The organism is Herbaspirillum sp. WKF16, from assembly GCF_028993615.1.
Lineage (GTDB): Bacteria > Pseudomonadota > Gammaproteobacteria > Burkholderiales > Burkholderiaceae_D > Herbaspirillum.
The window spans coordinates 3,823,115-3,841,881 of record NZ_CP118632.1 but is presented as its reverse complement, the minus strand read 5'-3'; the positions used below and the strand labels follow the sequence as shown (position 1 = coordinate 3,841,881).

Annotated in this window: 20 protein-coding genes; 13 read left to right on the top strand and 7 right to left on the bottom strand. The window is 67.2% G+C overall.

Annotated features, from left to right (window positions below; genetic code table 11):
- Positions 1-2: 2 nt before the first annotated feature.
- A complete protein-coding gene (locus Herbaro_RS17380) occupies positions 3-938 on the bottom strand; it encodes a LysR family transcriptional regulator (protein ID WP_275010869.1) in 936 nt (311 codons plus the stop codon).
- Positions 939-1,062: 124 nt separating this feature from the next.
- Here Herbaro_RS17380 and Herbaro_RS17375 point away from each other — a divergent pair, with 124 nt between their 5' ends.
- The 4 genes from Herbaro_RS17375 to Herbaro_RS17360 all read left to right on the top strand — a co-directional run bounded on the left by Herbaro_RS17375 (position 1,063) and on the right by Herbaro_RS17360 (position 4,093).
- A complete protein-coding gene (locus Herbaro_RS17375; RefSeq protein WP_275010868.1) occupies positions 1,063-2,517 on the top strand; it encodes an MFS transporter in 1,455 nt (484 codons plus the stop codon).
- An 84-nt stretch (positions 2,518-2,601) separates the two neighbouring features.
- A complete protein-coding gene (locus Herbaro_RS17370) occupies positions 2,602-3,195 on the top strand; it encodes a TetR/AcrR family transcriptional regulator (protein ID WP_275010867.1) in 594 nt (197 codons plus the stop codon).
- A 143-nt stretch (positions 3,196-3,338) separates the two neighbouring features.
- Positions 3,339-3,824, top strand: coding sequence for a hypothetical protein (locus tag Herbaro_RS17365; RefSeq protein WP_275010866.1), 486 nt, complete (start codon positions 3,339-3,341; stop codon positions 3,822-3,824).
- 47 nt (positions 3,825-3,871) lie between these two features.
- Positions 3,872-4,093 (top strand): hypothetical protein, encoded by a 222-nt coding sequence (locus Herbaro_RS17360; RefSeq protein WP_275010865.1) that lies wholly within the window; start codon positions 3,872-3,874, stop codon positions 4,091-4,093.
- A gap of 11 nt (positions 4,094-4,104) precedes the next feature.
- Here the strand turns inward: Herbaro_RS17360 and Herbaro_RS17355 are convergent, their stop codons facing one another.
- Positions 4,105-4,956 carry a LysR family transcriptional regulator gene (locus tag Herbaro_RS17355; protein WP_275010864.1) on the bottom strand — a complete coding sequence of 284 codons (852 nt, stop codon included), beginning with the start codon at positions 4,954-4,956 and terminating at the stop codon, positions 4,105-4,107.
- A gap of 90 nt (positions 4,957-5,046) precedes the next feature.
- Between Herbaro_RS17355 and Herbaro_RS17350 the strand changes: the two genes are divergently transcribed.
- Positions 5,047-5,892, top strand: coding sequence for an alpha/beta fold hydrolase (locus Herbaro_RS17350; RefSeq protein WP_275010863.1), 846 nt, complete (start codon positions 5,047-5,049; stop codon positions 5,890-5,892).
- 87 nt (positions 5,893-5,979) lie between these two features.
- Here the strand turns inward: Herbaro_RS17350 and Herbaro_RS17345 are convergent, their stop codons facing one another.
- Positions 5,980-6,399, bottom strand: coding sequence for a CHRD domain-containing protein (locus Herbaro_RS17345; RefSeq protein WP_275010862.1), 420 nt, complete (start codon positions 6,397-6,399; stop codon positions 5,980-5,982).
- A 271-nt stretch (positions 6,400-6,670) separates the two neighbouring features.
- Between Herbaro_RS17345 and Herbaro_RS17340 the strand changes: the two genes are divergently transcribed.
- The 6 genes from Herbaro_RS17340 to Herbaro_RS17315 all read left to right on the top strand — a co-directional run bounded on the left by Herbaro_RS17340 (position 6,671) and on the right by Herbaro_RS17315 (position 13,763).
- The gene (locus Herbaro_RS17340; RefSeq protein WP_275010861.1) at positions 6,671-7,876 is read left to right on the top strand and encodes an ROK family protein; all 1,206 of its coding nucleotides are present in this window, start codon (positions 6,671-6,673) and stop codon (positions 7,874-7,876) included.
- Positions 7,873-9,360: a sugar ABC transporter ATP-binding protein gene (locus Herbaro_RS17335; protein WP_275010860.1), complete on the top strand. Its 1,488-nt coding sequence runs from the start codon at positions 7,873-7,875 to the stop codon at positions 9,358-9,360. The genes Herbaro_RS17340 and Herbaro_RS17335 overlap by 4 nt, the downstream gene beginning before the upstream one ends.
- A complete protein-coding gene (locus tag Herbaro_RS17330) occupies positions 9,341-10,363 on the top strand; it encodes an ABC transporter permease (protein ID WP_275010859.1) in 1,023 nt (340 codons plus the stop codon). The genes Herbaro_RS17335 and Herbaro_RS17330 overlap by 20 nt, the downstream gene beginning before the upstream one ends.
- A 113-nt stretch (positions 10,364-10,476) precedes the next feature.
- The gene (locus Herbaro_RS17325; protein ID WP_275010858.1) at positions 10,477-11,457 is read left to right on the top strand and encodes a substrate-binding domain-containing protein; all 981 of its coding nucleotides are present in this window, start codon (positions 10,477-10,479) and stop codon (positions 11,455-11,457) included.
- 85 nt (positions 11,458-11,542) lie between these two features.
- The gene (locus tag Herbaro_RS17320) at positions 11,543-12,553 is read left to right on the top strand and encodes a sugar phosphate isomerase/epimerase family protein (RefSeq protein WP_275010857.1); all 1,011 of its coding nucleotides are present in this window, start codon (positions 11,543-11,545) and stop codon (positions 12,551-12,553) included.
- A gap of 46 nt (positions 12,554-12,599) precedes the next feature.
- The gene (locus Herbaro_RS17315) at positions 12,600-13,763 is read left to right on the top strand and encodes a Gfo/Idh/MocA family protein (RefSeq protein WP_275010856.1); all 1,164 of its coding nucleotides are present in this window, start codon (positions 12,600-12,602) and stop codon (positions 13,761-13,763) included.
- 48 nt (positions 13,764-13,811) lie between these two features.
- Here Herbaro_RS17315 and Herbaro_RS17310 read toward each other — a convergent pair whose 3' ends face one another.
- Both Herbaro_RS17310 and Herbaro_RS17305 read right to left on the bottom strand, forming a co-directional pair.
- Positions 13,812-14,645, bottom strand: a complete 834-nt coding sequence (locus tag Herbaro_RS17310; RefSeq protein ID WP_275010855.1) for a TIGR02285 family protein — start codon at positions 14,643-14,645, stop codon at positions 13,812-13,814.
- Positions 14,635-16,023: a sensor domain-containing diguanylate cyclase gene (locus Herbaro_RS17305; RefSeq protein ID WP_275010854.1), complete on the bottom strand. Its 1,389-nt coding sequence runs from the start codon at positions 16,021-16,023 to the stop codon at positions 14,635-14,637. Before Herbaro_RS17305 ends, Herbaro_RS17310 begins: the two co-directional genes overlap by 11 nt.
- Positions 16,024-16,434: 411 nt before the next feature.
- On the opposite strand from Herbaro_RS17305, the gene Herbaro_RS17300 reads away from it, so the two are divergent.
- On the top strand, positions 16,435-16,650 hold the full coding sequence (locus Herbaro_RS17300) for a hypothetical protein (protein ID WP_275010853.1): 216 nt from the start codon (positions 16,435-16,437) through the stop codon (positions 16,648-16,650).
- Positions 16,651-16,800: 150 nt separating this feature from the next.
- Here the strand turns inward: Herbaro_RS17300 and Herbaro_RS17295 are convergent, their stop codons facing one another.
- Together Herbaro_RS17295 and Herbaro_RS17290 are read right to left on the bottom strand one after the other, a co-directional pair.
- A complete protein-coding gene (locus Herbaro_RS17295; RefSeq protein WP_275010852.1) occupies positions 16,801-17,019 on the bottom strand; it encodes a hypothetical protein in 219 nt (72 codons plus the stop codon).
- A 47-nt stretch (positions 17,020-17,066) separates the two neighbouring features.
- Entirely contained in the window at positions 17,067-17,357 is a 291-nt protein-coding gene (locus tag Herbaro_RS17290; RefSeq protein ID WP_275010851.1) for a hypothetical protein, read from the bottom strand.
- 764 nt (positions 17,358-18,121) lie between these two features.
- On the opposite strand from Herbaro_RS17290, the gene Herbaro_RS17285 reads away from it, so the two are divergent.
- On the top strand, positions 18,122-18,697 hold the full coding sequence (locus tag Herbaro_RS17285; protein ID WP_275010850.1) for a hypothetical protein: 576 nt from the start codon (positions 18,122-18,124) through the stop codon (positions 18,695-18,697).
- The last annotated feature ends 70 nt before the right edge of the window (positions 18,698-18,767 follow it).

The window sequence follows — 18,767 nt, the reverse complement described above, 5'->3', positions numbered from 1 at the left end:
ATTCATTTGCGCGCCGTGCGCGGCGCGCCGCACACCCGGCGCACCACCTCGCGCAGCCAGCGGTGCACCGGATCCTGTTCCAGCCGCGGGTGCCACATCAGCGAAATGGTGATCGGCGCCGTCGCCAGCGGCAGGTCGAAGGCGAAGGTGGCCGGCGAACGCGCATCCTTCTGGCGCTCCGGCGGCACGTCGAGGAAGGAGGCCGGCACCAGCGCGACCAGGTCGGAGGCGCGTGCCACCGCCAGCGCGCTCGGGAAGCTCGGCACCAGCGCCGCCACGCTGCGCTCCAGGCCGCGCGCGGCCAGCGCTTCATCCACCGGCCCATGGCTTTCGCCATGGCGCGACACCACCACGTGGCCGAAGGCCAGGTAGCGCTCCACCGTGACCTTGCGCGCGCCGGCCAGCGGATGGCCCCGGCGCACCACGCCGACGAAGCGGTCGCGATACAACGCCTGGATGCGCACTTCGGGCCCCATGTCTCCCACCACGCCGATCTCGAGGTCTGCGGTGCCCTCGCGCAGGAAGCGCGGCGACTTTTCCAGCTTGGGCGCGAAGCACAGCCGCAGCAGCGGCGCCTCGGCATGCACCGCGCCGATCAGGCGGGCGCCGAAGGTCTCGATGAAGCCGTCGTTGGCGCGGATCGTGAAGGTGCGCTGCAGGCTCGACAGGTCGGGTTCGGGCGTAGCCGGGCGCAGCAGCGAGCGGGCCTCGTGCACCGCGTTCCTGGCGCGCTCGCGCAAGCCTTCGGCGCAGGGCGTGAGCACCATGCGGCGGCCGGCCCGAACCAGCAGGGGATCGCCGGTTTCCTCGCGCAGGCGCGCCAGCGTGCGGCTCATGGCCGAGGCCGACAGGCGCAGCCGGCGCGCCGCCCTGGCCACGCTTTCCTCGGTCAGCAGCGCATCCAGCGCGATCAGCAGGTTCAGGTCGGGTTCGCTCATGCAGCGCATGCTAGCACGGAAGATATGGCGTTTCATGCAGGTATTAAGTGCAACTGCTGCGTCTTCCGCCATGGTTGATGTGCCGCTATAGTGCAGGCTTCCACATCGAAAGGAAGCAGCAGCCATGGAATTGTTTTCCGACAAGCCGGGCGACGAGGGCCTGCCGGGCGCCGAGCGGCGACTGGCCATGATCGCCGTGATGATCACCACCACCATGGCGGTGTTCGACGGCACCATCGTCAACGTCGCGCTGCCGCAGATCACGCGCGCGCTGGACACCACGGTCGGCACCGCCATCTGGGTCTCCAACGCCTACCTGCTGTCCACCGCGATGACGCTGGCGGCCTTCGCCTCGCTGTCGGGCCGGGTGGGATTCCGCGCCCAGTTCAGCGCCGGGCTGGCGGTATTCACGCTGGCCTCGCTGGGGTGCGCGCTGTCGCAGTCGGCCGGCATGCTGATCGCCATGCGCGTGCTGCAGGGCGTCGGCGGCGCCGCGATGTTGAGCATCGCGCCGGCGATCCACCGCACCGTCTTTCCCAGCCGGCTGCTGGGGCGCATCCTCGGCCTGAACGCGGTGCTGGTCGCCGCCAGCACGGCGGTCGGCCCGGCGCTGGGCGGCACCTTGCTGGCGGCGCTGAGTTGGCCCTGGCTGTTCGCCATCAACGTGCCGCTGGGCCTGGGGGCGATGGCGCTCTCGCTGCGCGCGATTCCCGGCCGGCGCGTGCGCAAGGAGGCGCCCTTCGACGTCGCCGGCGCGGTGCTGTCGGCGCTGGCGATGGGCGCCATGATCATGGCGGCGGACTCCTGTTCGCAGCTGGCCCATCACGGGCAGGAGCGGGAAGCCATGCTGACCGCGCTGGCCTATGCCCTGGCCGCGCTGCTGTGCGGAGCGGCCTTCGTCAAGGTGCAGCGGCGCGCGCGCGAACCCCTGCTGCCGCTGGACATCTTTTCATCCGCGCGCTTCTCGCTGGCGGCGCTGACCTCGCTGGCTTCCTTCGTGGGGCAGGGCATCGCTTTCGTGGCCTTGCCCTTCCTGTTCCAGAACGCCTACGGCTACAGCGCGTTCGGCTCGGCGCTGCTGTTTACGCCCTGGCCGATCGGCATCGTGCTGGTGGCGCCGCATGCCGGCCGCCTGGCCGACCGCTATCCGGCGGCCTTGCTCTCGACCGCGGGGCTGGCGGTGTTCGCCGTCGGGCTGGCCTTGCTGGCGCTGTTGCCCGACCAGGCGCAAGCCTGGGACATCGGCTGGCGCGCGCTGGTGTGCGGCATGGGTTTCGGTTTCTTCCAGAGTCCCAACAACCGCGAGATGCTGGGCAGCGTCTCGCGCGAGCGCAGCGGCAATGCTTCCGGCGTGCTGGCCATCATGCGCACCTTCGGCCAATGCCTGGGCGCGGCCTTCCTGGGGATCATCCTGTCGATGTACGCGACGGCGGCGCTGTCGCACGGCCAGGCGCAGATGAGCGCGGCGCAAGACGCGGCCGCCATCAGGCTGGCCTTGTGGGTCGCGGTGGCGGCCACGGCGGTGGCCACGCTGGTCAGCTTCAGCCGCATCGGCAAGCTGCGCGTGGCCCGGCCCTAGGCCATGCCGCGCGGCGCGCGTGTTGCCGGATCGACATCCGATATTGTGTTTGACAATCTACCTACTAAAAGGTAGGCTGTGCGCATGGTCAACACTGCAAGCACTTCCAGCACCGCCGACAACATCCTGCGCTGCGCGCAATCGCTGATCGTGGCCGGCGGCTACAACGGCTTCAGCTACGCCGACATCGCCAAGGTGATCGGCATCCGCAACGCCAGCATCCACCACCACTTCCCCAGCAAGGCGGAACTGGTGCGCACGCTGGTGGCGCGCTACCGCGAGGAGGCGCAGGCCGGCATCGCGGGGATGGAGCGGCAGGTGCCGCAGCCGCTGGAACAGCTGCGCGGTTATATCGCTTATTGGGAGGCCTGCATCGGCGACCCGGCCTCCTCGTTCTGCCTGTGCGCCTTGCTGGCTATCGAGATGCCGGTCTTGCCGCCGGAGATCGCGCTCGAGGTAAAGGCCTATTTCCGCACGCTGTCGGGGTGGCTCACGGCGGTGCTGGAGCGCGGCGCCAGCGAGGGCGCATTGCAACTGAGCGGGCCCGCGCAGATCGAGGCCGAGATCTTCATGGCAGTAGTCCACGGCGCGATGCTGTCGGCGCGCGCGTATGGCGACGCCGGGATGTTCGGTTCCATCGTCAATCCCTTGCTGGCGCGCTTCGCGCGGCCGGCCTGAGCGTAGTCAGGATGTACGAGGAGGGCAAACGCCCTCCAATTTTTAAGCAATGAATCTACCGATTAGTAGGTAGTTTTCGGGCGGCAATGCGGTAATCCGCCCTGGGCATGTTCACTCAATCGATCAATCAAAAGGATGACCCCATGTTCGGAATCTCTTCACTCGGCTGGATCCACACCCTGGGCAGCCTGCCTGCCATTCCCGTGGCCCTGTACATGTTCGCCCGGCATGGGCGCATCGTGCCGCGCTCCATCCCCGGCGCGGTATATTTCGTCTCGATGCTGATCGGCGCGGTGACGGTGTTCCTGGTGGCGAAGCAACCTGTAAGCTATGGCATCGGCGTGGCCACGCTGTTCTTCCTGCTGGCCGGCTACGGCGTGGGCAGGATGGCCTGGCTGGGACGCGCGGCGGTCTATGTCGAAACCATATTCCTGTCGCTGACCATGTTCCTGCTGATGGTGCCCACCGTCACCGAAACGCTGCGCCGGGTGCCCGACGGCCATCCCTTTGTCACCGACCTGAAGTCGCCGCTGCTGCTGGGATTCCAGGGCAGCCTGGCGCTCATGCTGGTGGTCGGCCTGGGCGCCCAGCTGGTGTTCTTGCGTAAAAAGGCAAGGCCGCGCGCATAGCGGCGGCCTGAGTTCCCCGAGCACGGGGCATTGACCGAGGAGGCCGTATGGCGCGCAATCCCGTGACCGCAGTGATACCGGTGGATGCCGTGGGCGCGCTCAGGCGCGTGGACAGCGGCTCCACCTACTTCCGCCACCTGGAGCAGTGGCGCATTCATTCCGAGGTGTACGCCGCCCAGCGGCGCGCCCGGGAGGAGCGCGCGAAGCAGGAGGCGGTGGATGGCGAATTCGCCCGCATGCTGCGCGCCGAGGGCAAGGGCGACGCCTGAGGCGATGGCGTTCAGCGCCGCAGTTCGGACATGATCTTCTCGGCCAGGAAGTCGCAGGGCGGGCGTTTGGATTTCGCGCTGCGCGCCAGCACCACTTCCAGCGGCGCGATGTCGGGCAGGCCGTGCGCCTGGTCCAGCAGCGTGAAATGGCGCGGCACCGCGCAGCGCGCCAGCGGCGCCACCGCGAGACCCGCCTCCACCATGCTCAGGAGTCCCATCAGGCTGGGGCTTTCATAGGACGTGCGGTAGCCGATCCTGGCCTGCTCCAGGCTGCGGATGGCGTTTTCCCTGGCCACGCTGCCGGGCAGGAACACCGCGATCGGCAGCGGCCGTTCGCGCCAGATGTCGCTGGCGCTCGGCACCGTGGCCCAGACCATCGGTTCGAAGCGGATGAACTCCCCCGAAATCCCCTTGACGCGCGTGGCGCACACCAGGTCCACCGTGCCGTCCTTGACCATCGGCGCCAGCGCCAGGCTGGGCAGGCCGACCACCTGGATCTCCACCTTCGGATAGGTGGCCGAGAATTTCTTCAGGATGGACGGGAACAGCGACGAGGCGTAGTCGTCCGGCACGCCGATCACCACGCGGCCCGTCACGTCCGGGCGCACCACCGCGGCCCAGGCCTCGTCGCGCAGGGTCAGCATGCGCCGCGCATAGGTCAGCAAGACCTCGCCATCCTGGGTCGGGATGACGCTTCTCGGCTTGCGTACGAACAATTGCTTGCCCAGCGCCAGCTCCAGCGTCTTGATCTGCATGCTCACCGCGGATTGCGTGCGATGCACCAGTTCGGCCGCGCGGCTGATGTTGCCGGTATCGGCAACCGCCACGATCATGGCTAGCACATCCAGGTCGAGGGCTTTCATTGGTATCAGAAAAATTGATGATTTCGATCAATATTACGCGATTTTATTATGGAGCGGTATCGGGCATAGTGCTTCAAAAGGACGCTATCCATGAACGCACGCATCGACCCCGCCAGCCTCGCAGACCCCGACCTGCGCTTCGCCTCGACCCTCTCGGGCGGGCGTATTCCCTTCGTGGCGAAGGGCGAGGGCGAACCGCTGCTGTTCATCCACGGCTCGCTGTGCGACTACCGTTACTGGAGCGGCCAACTGGCCGTGCTGTCGCGTTCCTTCCACTGCATCTCCCTGAGCCTGAGCCACTACTGGCCCCTGGCCGACAGCGCCACGCTGGGCAAATTCTCCTGGCGCGCGCATGTGGAGGAGGTGGCCGAGTTCATCGCCGCGCTGGGCACGGGCCCGGTTCACCTGGTCGGCCACTCGCGCGGCGGCTGCATCGCCTTCCACCTGGCGCATGAATATCCGCACCTGGTGAAGTCGCTCACCCTGGCCGACCCGGGCGGCGCGCTGCATGCCGGCGACGATGCCTTGCCGGCCGCCACGGTGGCGCTGCGCGCCAGGGTGGCTGAGCTGATCGAAGGCGGCGCCATCGACGCCGGCCTGGAGATGTTCGTGGATTCGGTCAGCATGCCCGGCGTCTGGAGCAAGAGCCCGGCGGGCTTTCGCACCATGGCTACCGACAATGCGGCCACGCTGCCCAAGCAGTTTCCCGACGCCTTGCCGGTCTACACGCGTGAGCAGGCGGTGAAGCTGCGCTGCAAGGTGCTGCTGGTGGAAGGGGAGAAGAGCCCGCGCATGTATCGCGACAACGTCGCAGCCCTGGCCGGCTGGATCCCCGGCGCGCAGGTGCGCGAGGTCACCGGCGCGTCGCATGGCATGAACGTCACCCACCCGGCGGCATTCAATCGCGCGCTGCAGGGCTTCATCGCCCAGGCCTGAACCCGGCCAGCTAGGCGCATGAAAAAAGCCCGCGCATGCGGGCTTTTTTGCGTCCGGCGAATGCTCGCCGCGATGACGTAACGGAAATTACTTGGGCGACAGCTGCCCGCGGATCTCGCCACCCGGATAGGTGGCGCTGTGCACGTTGACGTAGAGCGTGCCGGCCACATACGCCGCATATTGCTCATCGGTCAATTTGGCGCCGGCCGGCACCGTCCAGCCGTTGTCGCCGTCCTTGGCGAGCGGCACGATCACCGGGCCGTTGGCCCCGGCCGCGCCGGTATGGATGTGCGCCACCCGGCCCTCGATGCCGGTGGTCGAGATGCTGCCGCTGACGCTCTTGTCGGCCGCCACGCTGATGCTGCCCTTGCCGGAGGCGGCCGACGGATTGGCCGGCACCTCGCTGCTTCCCTTGAGTTCGACGCTGGCGGTCTGCGCCATCGCCGACGAGCCGCTCGACAGTACTGCCGCCAGCAAGGCGCGCTGGATGATCCTGGTTCCGGTCATGATGTTCTTCCTTGGTTCTTATACGTCACGAAGTGGATGAAACGCCGCGCAGTGCCGGCGGCTGAGATGCCAATGCATCATAGGTGGCGGCAAGCCGCTCTCCAAGGATGATTTTGTTCTGAGCTTGCTTGCGGCACGCATGAGCCGCACGCGAGGGAGAATTGCCTGGCATTGGCCTGAATCAGGTCTAAGTTCCGACTTGATAAGCCAAAGCCGACCGCATAGTATTCCCTCAGGCGCCCGTCATGAGGCACCATGACAGGAGACAAGCTTGACACGCTGGCATAACCGCGGGACGGAGGATCTCGACGTCTTGCAGACCATCTTCTGGTCTGCCGGCGCCTCGCGCCATGCGCTGGCGCAGCGGCTGGCCTACTCCAAGAGCAAGGCCAACGCGATGGTGGCGGCGCTGCTCGACGAAGGGCTGCTCGACGAGGTCGGGCTGCAGGAATCTTCCGGCGGCCGCCGCGCCGAGACCTTGCGCCTGAGCGAGACCCTGGGCGTGGTCATCGGCGCCGACCTCGGCGCCAGCAGCATGCAGGTGGCCATCATGCGGCCCGACATGACCTTGCTGGCGCGCCACCGCGAATCCATCGATGTACGGCAAGGACCGGGCGTGATCCTGGCGCGGCTGCGCGGCCTGATGCGCGAACTGATGGCGCGCTGCGCATTGCCGGCGTCGCAGGTCATCGCCATCGGCGTGGGCGTGCCGGGGCCGGTGGATTTCACCAGCGGCCAGCTGGTCAATCCACCCCTGATGCCCGACTGGGACGGCTTCTCCATCCGCGACTATTTGCGCGAGGCGTTCGCCGCCCCGGTGTTCGTGGACAACGACGTCAACCTGATGGCGCTGGGCGAGATGTACCGGCTGCAGCGCAAGCTGCCCAACTTCCTGGTGATCAAGGTGGGCACCGGCATCGGTTGCGGCATCGTCTGCCACGGCCAGGTGTACCGGGGCGCCAACGGCTCGGCCGGCGACGTCGGCCACATCTGCGTCGATCAGTCCGGCCCGCGTTGCCATTGCGGCAACCAGGGTTGCGTGGAGGCCATGGCGGCCGCCCCGGCGATGGCGCGCATGGCCACCGAGGCGGCGCAGCGCGGCGAAAGCGCGGCGCTGGCCGAACGCCTGCAGGCGGCCGGCGTCCTGACGCCGGAAGACGTGGCCCAGGCCAGCCGCACCGGCGACGTCGCCGCCAATGCCATCATCCAGCGCGCCGGCAACCTGGTCGGTCAGATGCTGGCCTCGGTGGTCAACTTCTTCAATCCCTCGCACGTATTCATCGCCGGCCGGGTCACGGACATGGGGCCGCTGTTCCTGGCCTCGGTGCGCCAGAGCGTGTACCACCGCTCGCTGGCGCTCTCCACCCGCCACCTTGAAATCCAGTACGCGCCGCTGGCCGAGGATGCCGGCGTGGTGGGCGCGGGCGTGCTGGCCATGCAGGAGAGCATGGCGGTGGCCGGCGGGAGCGCGCCATGAGCGTGGCCGTCGAATTCCGTAACGTGAGCAAGGCCTTCGGCCCGGTGCGCGTGCTGCACGGCGTGAGTTTCGCGCTGCAGCCGGGGCGGGTGTATGGCTTGCTGGGCGAGAACGGCGCGGGCAAGTCGACCCTGATGAAGATCCTGGCCGGCTATGAAAGCCCCAGCGGCGGCGAGGTCGCGATCGACGGCGCGGCGCGCGCGCCCGGCGGCGGGTCGCGCGCGGCCGAGGCGCAGGGCATCGTGCTGATCCACCAGGAGTTCAACCTGGCCGACGACCTGACCATCGCGCAGAACATTTTCCTCGGGCACGAGATCAGGAAGGGCCTCTTCCTCGACGACCGCGCCATGCGCGAGCAAGCCGGCGCGGCGCTGGCCGAGGTCGGCCTGCCGCTGGATCCCGACACCCGCGTGCGCAAGCTGATCGTGGCCGAGAAGCAGCTGGTGGAGATCGCCCGCGCGCTGGTGCGCAACGCGCGCCTGCTGATCATGGACGAACCCACCGCCACGCTGACGCCGGGCGAGACCGAGCGCCTGTTCGCGCTGATGGCCGGGCTCAAGGCCGCTGGCGTGACCATCATCTACATCTCCCACAAGCTCGATGAAGTGGAGCGCACCACCGACGAGGTGATCGTGATGCGCGACGGCCGGCTGGTCGCGCGCGAGCCCACGGCCGCGCTCACGCGGCGGCAGATGGCCAACCTGATGGTGGGGCGCGAGCTGGCCGACCTGTTCCCCGAAAAACGCCCGGCGCCCCCGGGCGACCCGGCGATCCGGGTGCGCGGCCTCACGGTGCCCGGATGGGCGGAGGATGTCGGTTTCGAGGTGCGGCGCGGCGAGATACTCGGCTTCGCCGGCCTGGTCGGCGCCGGCCGCACCGAATTGTTCGAAGGCTTGCTGGGGCTGCGCCCGCGCAGCGCCGGCGCGCTGGAGCTGGCGGGACGGCCGGTGCAACTGCGCAGTCCGCGCGACGCCGCGCGCCATGGCCTGACCTATCTCAGCGAAGACCGCAAGGGCAAGGGTCTGCACGTGCACTTCGGCTTGCGACCCAATCTCACGCTGATGGCGCTGGAGCGCTACGCCCGGCCATGGCTTGCGCCGTCGGCCGAGCAAGCCGCGCTGCGCGCGGCGGTGCAGGAATTCGGCATACGCGCCGGTTCGCTGGAGGCGCGCGCGTCGTCGCTGTCGGGTGGCAACCAGCAAAAGCTGGCGCTGGCCAAGGTGCTGCACCCCGGTCCCACCGTGCTTGTGCTGGACGAGCCCACGCGCGGCGTGGACGTGGGCGCCAAGCGCGAGATCTACCACCTGGTGCAGCGCTTGGCGGCGCAGGGCCTGGCGGTGATCGTGATTTCATCCGAACTGATGGAGCTGATCGGCCTGTGCCACCGCGTCGCGGTGATGCGCGCCGGCCGCCTGCAGGCCACGCTGCAGGAACCCGACTTGACCGAAGAGGAGTTGATCGTCCATGCCACAGGTACCCGCTGACAACCCCGCCGCCTCGACGGCGCGCGCCCATTCCAGCGCCGCAGCCGCCTGGTGGGGCCGGCTGCACGGATTCGGCCCGGTCCTCGGGCTGCTGCTGCTGTGCATCGCCGGCACCCTGCTCAACGGCAACTTCGCCACCTACGACAACGTGATGAACGTGCTCACGCGCACCGCCTTCATCGGCATCATCGCGGTGGGCATGTGCTTCGTCATCATCTCGGGCGGCATCGATCTCTCGGTGGGTTCCATGGCGGCGCTGATCGCCGGGTCGGTGATCCTCTTCATGAACGCCATGGCGCCCGTGCTGGGTTCGCCCATCGCGGCGGTGGCCGCGGGCATGCTGCTGGCGGTGGCGCTGGGGGCCGTGTTCGGGCTGGTGCACGGGCTGCTGATCACCAAGGGGCGCATCGAGCCTTTCATCGTGACGCTGGGCACGCTGGGCATCTTCCGCGCCTACCTCACCTATTTCTCCAACGGCGGCGCCATCACGCTGGAGAACGAACTCTCCGACATCTACAGCCCGGTGTATTACGCCAACCTGCTGGGCGTGCCGATTCCGGTGTGGGTGTTCCTGCTGGTGGCGGTGCTGGGCGCAGTGATCCTCAACCGCACGGCCTACGGCCGCTACGTGCAGGCGATCGGCTCCAACGAGCAGGTGGCGCTGTACGCCGCGGTGGACGTGCATCGGATCAAGATCCTCACCTACATGCTGCTGGGCGTATGCGTGGGCATCGCCACGCTGCTCTACGTGCCGCGCCTGGGCTCGGCCTCGCCGACCACCGGCCTGCTGTGGGAGCTGGAGGCGATCGCCGCGGTGATCGTCGGCGGCACGGTGCTGAAGGGCGGGGCCGGCAGCATCGCCGGCACGGTGGTGGGCGCGATCCTGCTCTCGGTCATCAGCAATATCCTCAACCTCACCAGCATCATCAGCGTGTACCTGAACGCGGCGGTGCAGGGCTTCGTGATCATCGCGGTGGCTTTCATGCAGCGCGGCAGGAGGTGAGGCTGCCGCGAAGGCCCGCATCCCTAGGCCTTCATCGCGCGGTTTCAGTTTGCCAGTGTGTTCCCAACCGGCCGGCGTGCATGGCCATTTTGAATAACAACAGGAGACAAGACATGAACAGCAAGCTTACTTTCACCCGCCGCCTCGCACTCTCGGCCATGGGCGCAGCAGTGGCGCTGGCGCTGGCCGGACCGGCCATGGCGCAGGCCAACAAGGTGGTGGTGGGCGTGGCGATTCCTTCGGCCACGCACAGCTTCACCGCCGGCATCGTGTACTGGGCCAACCAGGCCAAGGCGGACCTGGAGAAGGCCCATCCCGGCCTGCAGGTCATCGTCAAGACCGCCGGCGGCGCGCCCGAGCAGGCCAACCAGCTGCAGGACCTGGTCACGGTCAACAAGATCACCACGCTGGTGATCTTCCCCTTCGAATCCGCCGCGCTGACCAAGCCGGTGGCGCAGGTCAAGGCCCGTGGCATCTACGTGACCGTGGTCGACCGCGGCCTGACCGACACCAGCGCGCAGGACGCCTATGTGGCCGGCGACAACACCGCGTTCGGCAAGATCCCGGGCGAGTACATCGCCAAGGCGCTCAACGGGAAGGGCAACGTGGTGGCCCTGCGCGGCATCGCCACCACCCTCGACAACGAGCGCATGGACGCCTTCAACGCCGTGCTCAAGCAGCACCCCGGCATCAAGCTGCTGGACGCCAAGTACGCCAACTGGAACCGCGACGACGCCTTCAAGGTCATGCAGGATTACCTGACGCGCTTCCCGCAGATCGACGCCGTCTGGGCGGCCGACGACGACATGGCCGTGGGCGTGCTCAAGGCCATCGAGCAGGCCAGGCGCAAGGACATCAAGCTGGTGTTCGGCGGCGCCGGCGCCAAGGGCATGATCAAGACGCTGATCGACGGCAGCAACCCGCTGATCCAGGCCAACGTGTCGTACAGTCCCAAGTTCATCTACGACTCGATCAAGCTTACCGCCGAGGCCCGCCTCAAGGGCGAGAAGCTGCCGCCCACCACCATCATTCCCTCGGTGCTGATCACCAAGGACAACGCCAAGAGCTTCTACTTCCCCGACTCGCCGTTCTGACGGCGCATCCCTTCCCGCGCCGAGGCGGGAAGGGCGCCTTGCCTCCCCACCCGACCTGATTGCCGCATACGCTGGAGACCGGAACATGCCAAGACCCGTCACTCTTTTCACCGGCCAATGGGCCGACCTGCCGTTGGCCGAGCTCGCGCCGCTGGCCAGGCGCATGGGCTACGATGGCCTTGAGCTGGCCTGCTGGGGCGACCACTTCGACGTGCAGCAGGCGCTGGCGTCGCCGCAGTACGTCAAGGACAAGCGCGCGCTGCTGGCGCAGCACGGCCTGCGTTGCCTGGCCATCGGCAACCACCTGGTCGGGCAGGCCGTGTGCGACCGCATCGACGAGCGCCACCAGGCCATCCTGCCGCCGCATGTGTGGGGCGACGGCGAGCCCGAGGGCGTGCGCCGGCGCGCCGCGCAAGAGCTGGCCGACACCGCGCGCGCCGCCGCCGCGTTCGGCGTGAAGACGGTGACGGGCTTTACCGGCTCGTCGGTCTGGCATGCGATCTACGCCTTTCCGCCGACCACGCAGGACTATTGGGACAGGGGCTTCGCCGATTTCGCGCAGCGCTTCGGCCCCATCCTCGACGTCTTCGAGGAGCACGACATCAACTTCGCGCTGGAGGTGCATCCGACCGAGATCGCCTTCGACATCGCCTCGGCCGAGCGCGCCGTCGCCGCCGTCGGCGGCCACCGGCGCTTCGGCTTCAACTACGATCCCAGCCACCTGGCCTACCAGGGCGTGGATTACGTGAAGTTCATCCGCCGTTTTCCCGAGCGCATCTACAACGCTCACATGAAGGACGTGTGGTGGGGCAAGGGCGACGGCACGGTCGGCGTGTTCGGCGGCCATACCAGCTTCGGCGATGCGCGCCGGCATTGGGACTTCCGCAGCGTGGGGCGCGGCATGATCGACTTCGAATCCATCATCGTCGCCTTGAACGACATCGGCTACCAGGGACCGCTCTCGGTGGAGTGGGAAGACAGCCGCATGGATCGCGTGCACGGCGCCACCGAGAGCGCGGCCTTCTGCCGGCGGATCGACTTCAAGCCCGCCGCGGGCGCCTTCGATGCCGTATTCGCGCAGGACAGGACGGCCTGAGGCCGCGCCATCACCACAACCAAGACGAACAGCAAGGGCGACACCTATGTCCAGTGAAAGAAAACTCCGCTATGCCATGGTGGGCGGCGGCCACGGCGCCTTCATCGGCGCGGTGCACCGCAAGGCCATGGCCCTGGATGGCCAGTTCGAACTGACGGCCGGGGCGCTGTCGTCCTCGCCCGCGCGCGCGCGCGAATCGGGCGCCGCGCTGGGCCTGGCCGACGACCGCAACCACGGCAGCTGGCAGGCGCTGCTGGACGACGAGTTGCGCAGGCGTCCGGAGGAACGCATCGACCTGGTCAGCATCGTCACGCCCAACCATGTGCATCACCCGGTGGCGCTGGCCTTCGTGCAGGCCGGCTTCCATGTGGTGTGCGACAAGCCGCTGGTGCACACCGGCGCGCAGGCCGAGGAACTGGCGGCGGCGGTGCGCCGCGCCGGCACCGTCTTCGGCGTGACCTACAACTACACCGGCTATCCCATGGTGCGCGAGGCGCGCGAGCTGGTGCGCGGCGGCGTCCTGGGCGCGCTGCGCAAGATTGCGGTGGAGTACAACCAGGGTTGGCTGGCCACCGCGGTCGAGCATGGCGGCGCCAACAAGCAGGCCGATTGGCGGCTCGACCCGGCGCGCAGCGGCAGCGCCGGCACCATGGCCGACATCGGCTCCCATGCCGAAAACCTGGCGGCCACCGTCACCGGCCTGCGGCCCGACGCGCTGTGCGCCGACCTGAGCGTGTTCGGCGCCGGCCGCCGCCTGGACGACGACGCCCAACTGCTGCTGCGCTATCGCGACGGCGCGCGCGGCATCATCGTGGCCTCGCAGGTGGCGGCAGGGTTGGAGAACGACCTGCGGCTGCAGGTCTCGGGCACGCTGGGCACGCTGGCGTGGCGCCAGGAGGAGCCCAACCAGCTGGTCCACTCCCCGGTCGACGGGCCGCGCCGCATCCTGACCCGCGGTTCGCCGTGGCTGAGCGAATCGGCGCGGCGCGCGGGGCGCATTCCGTCCGGCCATCCCGAGGCCTTCATCGAGGCCTTCGCCAATGTCTACCTGGGCGTGGCTGCCGATATCCGCGCCCGCGCCGCCGGCCGCGCGGCCGATCCGCTGGAGGCCGACTATCCCCGCGTGGAAGACGGCGTGCAGGGCGTGCGCTTCATCGAGAAGGTGCTGGAGTCCGCCGCCAGCGAACGCAAGTGGACGGCGCTGGACTGAAAAAATGGCCTGCATCGCCGCAGGCCGTTTCCTTTTTCCACAGGGCGCTCACGGCGTCTTGAGGAACACCTTGTCGTAGATCCTGCGGATCTCGGCCACCGATTCGGGGTCGTGCCATTTCTCCACGATACGACGGTAGGAAGGACTCTCGCGATTGGCCAGCAACACCCGGTTGACCTGCTCCACCACCTGGCGCCCCCATTCGTTCCTGGGACACATCACGCGGTTGAAGACGACCTCGTTCGCCTCCTGCATGGGAAGCGCGACCAGTTCCCCGGGCCGACCCATTGCACGGGCCTGGTCGAAGGCCAGCAGCGGCAGTTCGATCATGTAGTCGATGCGTCCGGCCAGCAGCATGCCGATGGCCTCGACCTGTTCGGAATAGTTTTCCTTCGGCGGGTAGGCCGCCAGCAGCTTGTCCACGGTCGGGCTGTAGGAGCGGTCGCGCATCACCGAGGTGCTGAACGCATGCGTGCGCAGCAGGGTCTGCAGCGATTGCTGTCCCTTGAATTCGGCCAGGCGATCGCGGCGCACGATGATGCGCAGCGGCAGGAAGATCGAAATGGGCAACGAGAAATAACCGTAGGCTTCGCGCTCGGGCGTCTTCAGGCCGCCGTTGAAGCACCAGTGGTTGCCCTTCTTGATTTCGCTGTTGATGCGCGGGAAGGGCGCATTCAGCTCCACATGCCGGTACTGAGGCATCTTGCTTTTGAGGACATCGAGGGTCTGGTCGAAAATGCCCTGGTGCGCCGCTTCGCCGGTCGGGATCATATAGGGCGGGACGTTATATTTTCCCCAGACGATCTCGTCGGCCGCCAGGGCCGGGCACAGCGCGCCCATCAGCAGGGGCGGCAACAGGCCGCGCAGGATCCTATGCAGCATCGCCTGCCTTCTCCAACGACGCCGGCAGCGGCCATTCGGCCACCAGGACCTGGTTGCGCCCCCCGGTCTTGGCGCGATACAGGGCGGCGTCGGCCGCCTGCAGCAGCGTATTGACGTCGCCGTCCTGCTGGGACGGCACGCAGCTGGCCACGCCCACGCTGATCGTGATGCGCCCGAAATGCGACAGCGCGTGCGCAATGTGCAGCGAGAACACCGCGTCGCGCATCCTGTGCACCACGCCGAGCCCCGCCTGGGCGTCGGTGTCCGCCGCGATCAATGCAAATTCTTCCCCGCCGTAGCGGGCCACGGTGTCGCCTGCCCGGCCGACGGTGTGCTGCAGCGTCTCGGCGACCCGGCGCAAGACCTCGTCGCCGGCGACGTGGCCGTAGTGGTCGTTGTAGTGCTTGAACCAATCGACGTCGAACAGGGCTACCGTCAGCGGCTTGCCGTTGCGGGCGCAGCGCCGCCATTCCCGCTCCAGGGCCTGGTCGAAGCAGCGGCGGTTGGAAATGCCGGTGAGGGCGTCGGTCAGGCTGAGCAGCTTGAGCTGCCGGTTGGCTTGCTCCAGGTCGAGGGTGCGTTCGGCGATGCGCAGCTCCAGCGACTTGTTGAGCGCGCGCAGCGACTCCTTCTCCTGCTCCAGCTCGCGATAGAGCAAGCGGTTCTGCGCCATGTGCCGGCTCAGGCTGGCCAGCATGGCGTTGATGGCGTCGGCCAGGAAATGCAGTTCATGCCGTTTCTTCCCCGGCAGTACGATGCTTGGCGGCGCATCGAGCCGGTTCAGGTCCTGCTCCCGCACAAAGGAGCTGAGCTGGGTGATGGGCGCGCCCAGCCAGCGCTGGAATACGTACAGGAAGATGAACCACAGCACCAGGGTCTTGATGATGGAGTTGATCAGGATGAGCATGAAACCGTAGGCGACCTTCTGGATGACGACGTGGCGGCTGGAATACACCGTCCAGGAGCCGATATCGTGGCTGAGGTCGTGTTCGTCGCGGTACAGGATGGGAAAGCGATGGCCGATGGCGGCATTGAGGAAGTCCACGGCGACGGGGCTGGGCGCGCCGTCGGCGTCGACATGGATCTGCCGGCCCTGGCTGTCGAAGATATTGCCCTGGGCCAGCACCAGGCGTCCCTGCGGGTCTTCGATCTTGACGCCGGTCACGACCGGCAGGTTGCTGATCCCCTTGAGCGTGGCCTTTTGCACGTCGCCTTGGAAGCGCCACGTCGAGCTGGCCAGGCTGGCGCCGAACGTCAGGTCCATGGCCATCAATTCATTGTCGATGTCGGATTTGGTGTGCCGGTATTCCGCCGCCAGCTGGACGCAGGTGACGATGAGCGTCACCACGAAGTAACTGCCGAAAATGATGCGTAGCAACTGGACGGCCAAAGAATGCTTTGATACGAAATTCATGTTCTTGAGCGACGTATGCCTTGCTCGGCGGAAACGGATTGCAGGGAGCGTAGTGTGTTGGGGGCATCGATCATGCCAGCTTACCCCGGCAATCCATTCTAACCCACCCATATTGTTCCGATTTCAATGACTGCTGTCGAGGGACCCGATGCGTTGGGCAAGCAGCAGGGGCGAGCGTCGGACTACGCATCAATAGGTCTTGCGCCTACATCCACGCGCGCAGGCTCGGCGCAATATCGTCGCATCACCGCAGGCCTGCATCCTGCCGCTGCAGGGCAGGCATGCCTTTTCAGGCATGTCGGTGACAACACGGAAAACGGACATCGCGGCCTGTTCCGATAACGTCTCTCTATGACCGCGTTTCAAGGAATCGACATGTCTGCCTCAAACCAGCCCGAAGGCTCGCAAAACCAGAACCAGCAGCAAGGCCAGCCCAACAAGGATCGCCAGCAGGAGCAGAGCTCCCAGGGGAATCGTCCCCAGCAGGGCGGCAATGACCAGTCTTCCATCGAAGACCAGAATCGCCGGGACAGGGAGCGCCAGCAGCAGGGCGACCAGCAAAGCGACGCCAAAAAGGATCAGCAATCCTAGGCCGTTGGACAACCCGGCGCTCGCGGAGCATGAGGCCGGGACAATGACAAACGTAATGAAGAATGGCCGCGCAAGCGGCCATTTTGTTGCCGCACAGGCGGCCATTGTCACGCTTCTTGACGTGGCCGGGGAAGCGGCCGGCGCTCTTGGCTAGGAATCCTCGCCGTCGTATTTTTCCTCCCGCTTATGGTGGATTTTTCGCCGCGGCCATAGCGGCTTGGCTTCGCGCGCCATCGCCGTTTTCTCGTCGGCGTGGCCCGGATCGAGCCGGCCGTCATCGCCGTCGTCCTTCTTGTGCTTGTTCCGATGGGTCTCGACGGCTCGCTCTATCTCTTCTTCGGTGAAGGTCTTGTTGGGCCTGAATGACATGTTGTTCTCCTTGCCGTTGGACGGGACGGTTCTCTTGCCGGCCGAAGTCAGGTGCGTTCGATGCCTATCCTGTTTTCAAGGTCGAACTCGCCCCGCTGGCCGCGCGGCGCGCACGTGGCCGCCCCGGTGGGCGCGGCGGCGGCTTGCTGCCCGGGCCATGGCCCGGACGGCGCATGGGCGGCGGGACGCCGATGGACGCCGCTGTCGATGGGGCGCAAGGCGGGGCGCAAGGGCTCCGGCAGTACGACGGAGGCCAGGCCGGCGAAGGCTTTCCTGCAATGCATCCCGATGTCGCGGACGGCATCGAGGACGGCATTGGCTGCAATATGGATGGACATACGTTTCTCCTGGAAAGGGGCGACCGCGGGAATGCGGTCTGCGGCGCGAGCGGTATGGCCGCGCCCGATGCTCTGACGCGCCAGCCGGTTTGCATTGATGTTGAATGGGCCGCCGATAGGGCCAGCGGCGCGGATGTCGGATTGAGGCTGAGGCTGAGGCGAATCGGGGAAAGCGTATGCCAGGATACGAAAGGCCGATTCGCGGCAGGGGAGGGGGCTATTTACCCTATAGTACGCTCATTGCCGGGCAGTCCAGGCGCGATCGCAGGCTATATTTTCCTATGCAGCTTCGGACGCCGATAGCGACGCAAGCGCATTCATCGCGCTCACCGCGAAGCGCAGCCGATCCCGGCGGCGCCGTGGTCGAACCGCGCATTTCAATCCATCCGTCACCGGTCCGGCGGGGAACGCGTCGCGGCCGGTCGCTGCATGTCATTCTGGCAATGGCGCGGTTTCGCTTCCCGCAGGGCGACAGGAACTGCTCATGGACGCCATCGGCGGCGTCCTTCTGAGACAAGGTTTTGTCGCAAACGATTTCGGCTCGCGTCCTAATATCAATCCTGCCAAGCAAAGATGCGCGGCAGGAAAGCCAGACCGGAAGCCGCCTTGAAAGGGACGCCGGCAGCAGCTGCGCGGTTTTGCATTGGCCGATAGGGCAAGGGGATCTGGCAGCTCATATTCCCTTGTCGCTGGCCGATCGGCGTTGCCCACGACCGATGCGGGTGAAGCAGGGCAGTCGAAGTCCAATTTCAAGGAGAGCCCAAATGCAACAACAACAACACGTCGCGGCCATTGTCGCCATCCTGCTCGCTGCGCCCGTCTTCGCCCATCAAGGGCCGAACCAGGCGCCTGCGGCTTCCGTGCGTAACAGCGCCGTCGTGGTCGCCACCGGTGGCAACGGCGGGGCCGGCGGCAGCGCGACCTCGGGCAGCGCCACCGGCGGCGCCGCCACCGGCGCGGCAGCCACGGGCGGCGCCGCCAGCCAGGGCAATTACGCCGGCATCGCCAATACCGGCGGCAATCGCACGGTCACCGGCGGCGCCAACGCGGAAGGCGGCAATACCAGCGCCCGCGCCGTCTCCGGCGCCGCCGCGGGGCGTCATGGGCCGCTGCCCGGCAACGGCTCGTCGACCACGCAGGCGGCCAATGGCAACGCGGTGGCGGTGGGAGGCAAGACCTTCTCCTCCACCGGATCGGCGGACGCATCGGTGGGCAACAACAAGAACATCGGCGGCTCGGCGTTGTCCGTCACCATCGGTGGCAGCGCCAGCAGCGGCGCCGCCACTGCGGGCAATGGCGGCAACGGCGGCAACGCTGCCGCCAATGCGTTCATCCGCTGAGCAGCAAGCTTGACGTGGCATCAAGACGGGAGGGGAAACCCTCCCGGCTCAAAAAAATGGCGCAAGGGAG

Bases quoted from the DNA above. Each gene is read 5' to 3' on its own strand.
- Herbaro_RS17370 (WP_275010867.1), top strand. From the start codon at position 2,602: ATGGTCAACACTGCAAGCACTTCCAGCACCGCCGACAACATCCTGCGC.
- Herbaro_RS17315 (WP_275010856.1), top strand. From the start codon at position 12,600: ATGTCCAGTGAAAGAAAACTCCGCTATGCCATGGTGGGCGGCGGCCAC.
- Herbaro_RS17380 (WP_275010869.1), bottom strand. From the start codon at position 938: ATGAGCGAACCCGACCTGAACCTGCTGATCGCGCTGGATGCGCTGCTG.
- Herbaro_RS17285 (WP_275010850.1), top strand. From the start codon at position 18,122: ATGCAACAACAACAACACGTCGCGGCCATTGTCGCCATCCTGCTCGCT.
- Herbaro_RS17290 (WP_275010851.1), bottom strand. From the start codon at position 17,357: ATGTCCATCCATATTGCAGCCAATGCCGTCCTCGATGCCGTCCGCGAC.
- Herbaro_RS17295 (WP_275010852.1), bottom strand. From the start codon at position 17,019: ATGTCATTCAGGCCCAACAAGACCTTCACCGAAGAAGAGATAGAGCGA.
- Herbaro_RS17360 (WP_275010865.1), top strand. From the start codon at position 3,872: ATGGCGCGCAATCCCGTGACCGCAGTGATACCGGTGGATGCCGTGGGC.
- Herbaro_RS17335 (WP_275010860.1), top strand. From the start codon at position 7,873: ATGAGCGTGGCCGTCGAATTCCGTAACGTGAGCAAGGCCTTCGGCCCG.
- Herbaro_RS17365 (WP_275010866.1), top strand. From the start codon at position 3,339: ATGTTCGGAATCTCTTCACTCGGCTGGATCCACACCCTGGGCAGCCTG.
- Herbaro_RS17330 (WP_275010859.1), top strand. From the start codon at position 9,341: ATGCCACAGGTACCCGCTGACAACCCCGCCGCCTCGACGGCGCGCGCC.
- Herbaro_RS17325 (WP_275010858.1), top strand. From the start codon at position 10,477: ATGAACAGCAAGCTTACTTTCACCCGCCGCCTCGCACTCTCGGCCATG.
- Herbaro_RS17375 (WP_275010868.1), top strand. From the start codon at position 1,063: ATGGAATTGTTTTCCGACAAGCCGGGCGACGAGGGCCTGCCGGGCGCC.
- Herbaro_RS17320 (WP_275010857.1), top strand. From the start codon at position 11,543: ATGCCAAGACCCGTCACTCTTTTCACCGGCCAATGGGCCGACCTGCCG.
- Herbaro_RS17300 (WP_275010853.1), top strand. From the start codon at position 16,435: ATGTCTGCCTCAAACCAGCCCGAAGGCTCGCAAAACCAGAACCAGCAG.
- Herbaro_RS17345 (WP_275010862.1), bottom strand. From the start codon at position 6,399: ATGACCGGAACCAGGATCATCCAGCGCGCCTTGCTGGCGGCAGTACTG.
- Herbaro_RS17355 (WP_275010864.1), bottom strand. From the start codon at position 4,956: ATGAAAGCCCTCGACCTGGATGTGCTAGCCATGATCGTGGCGGTTGCC.
- Herbaro_RS17310 (WP_275010855.1), bottom strand. From the start codon at position 14,645: ATGCTGCATAGGATCCTGCGCGGCCTGTTGCCGCCCCTGCTGATGGGC.
- Herbaro_RS17350 (WP_275010863.1), top strand. From the start codon at position 5,047: ATGAACGCACGCATCGACCCCGCCAGCCTCGCAGACCCCGACCTGCGC.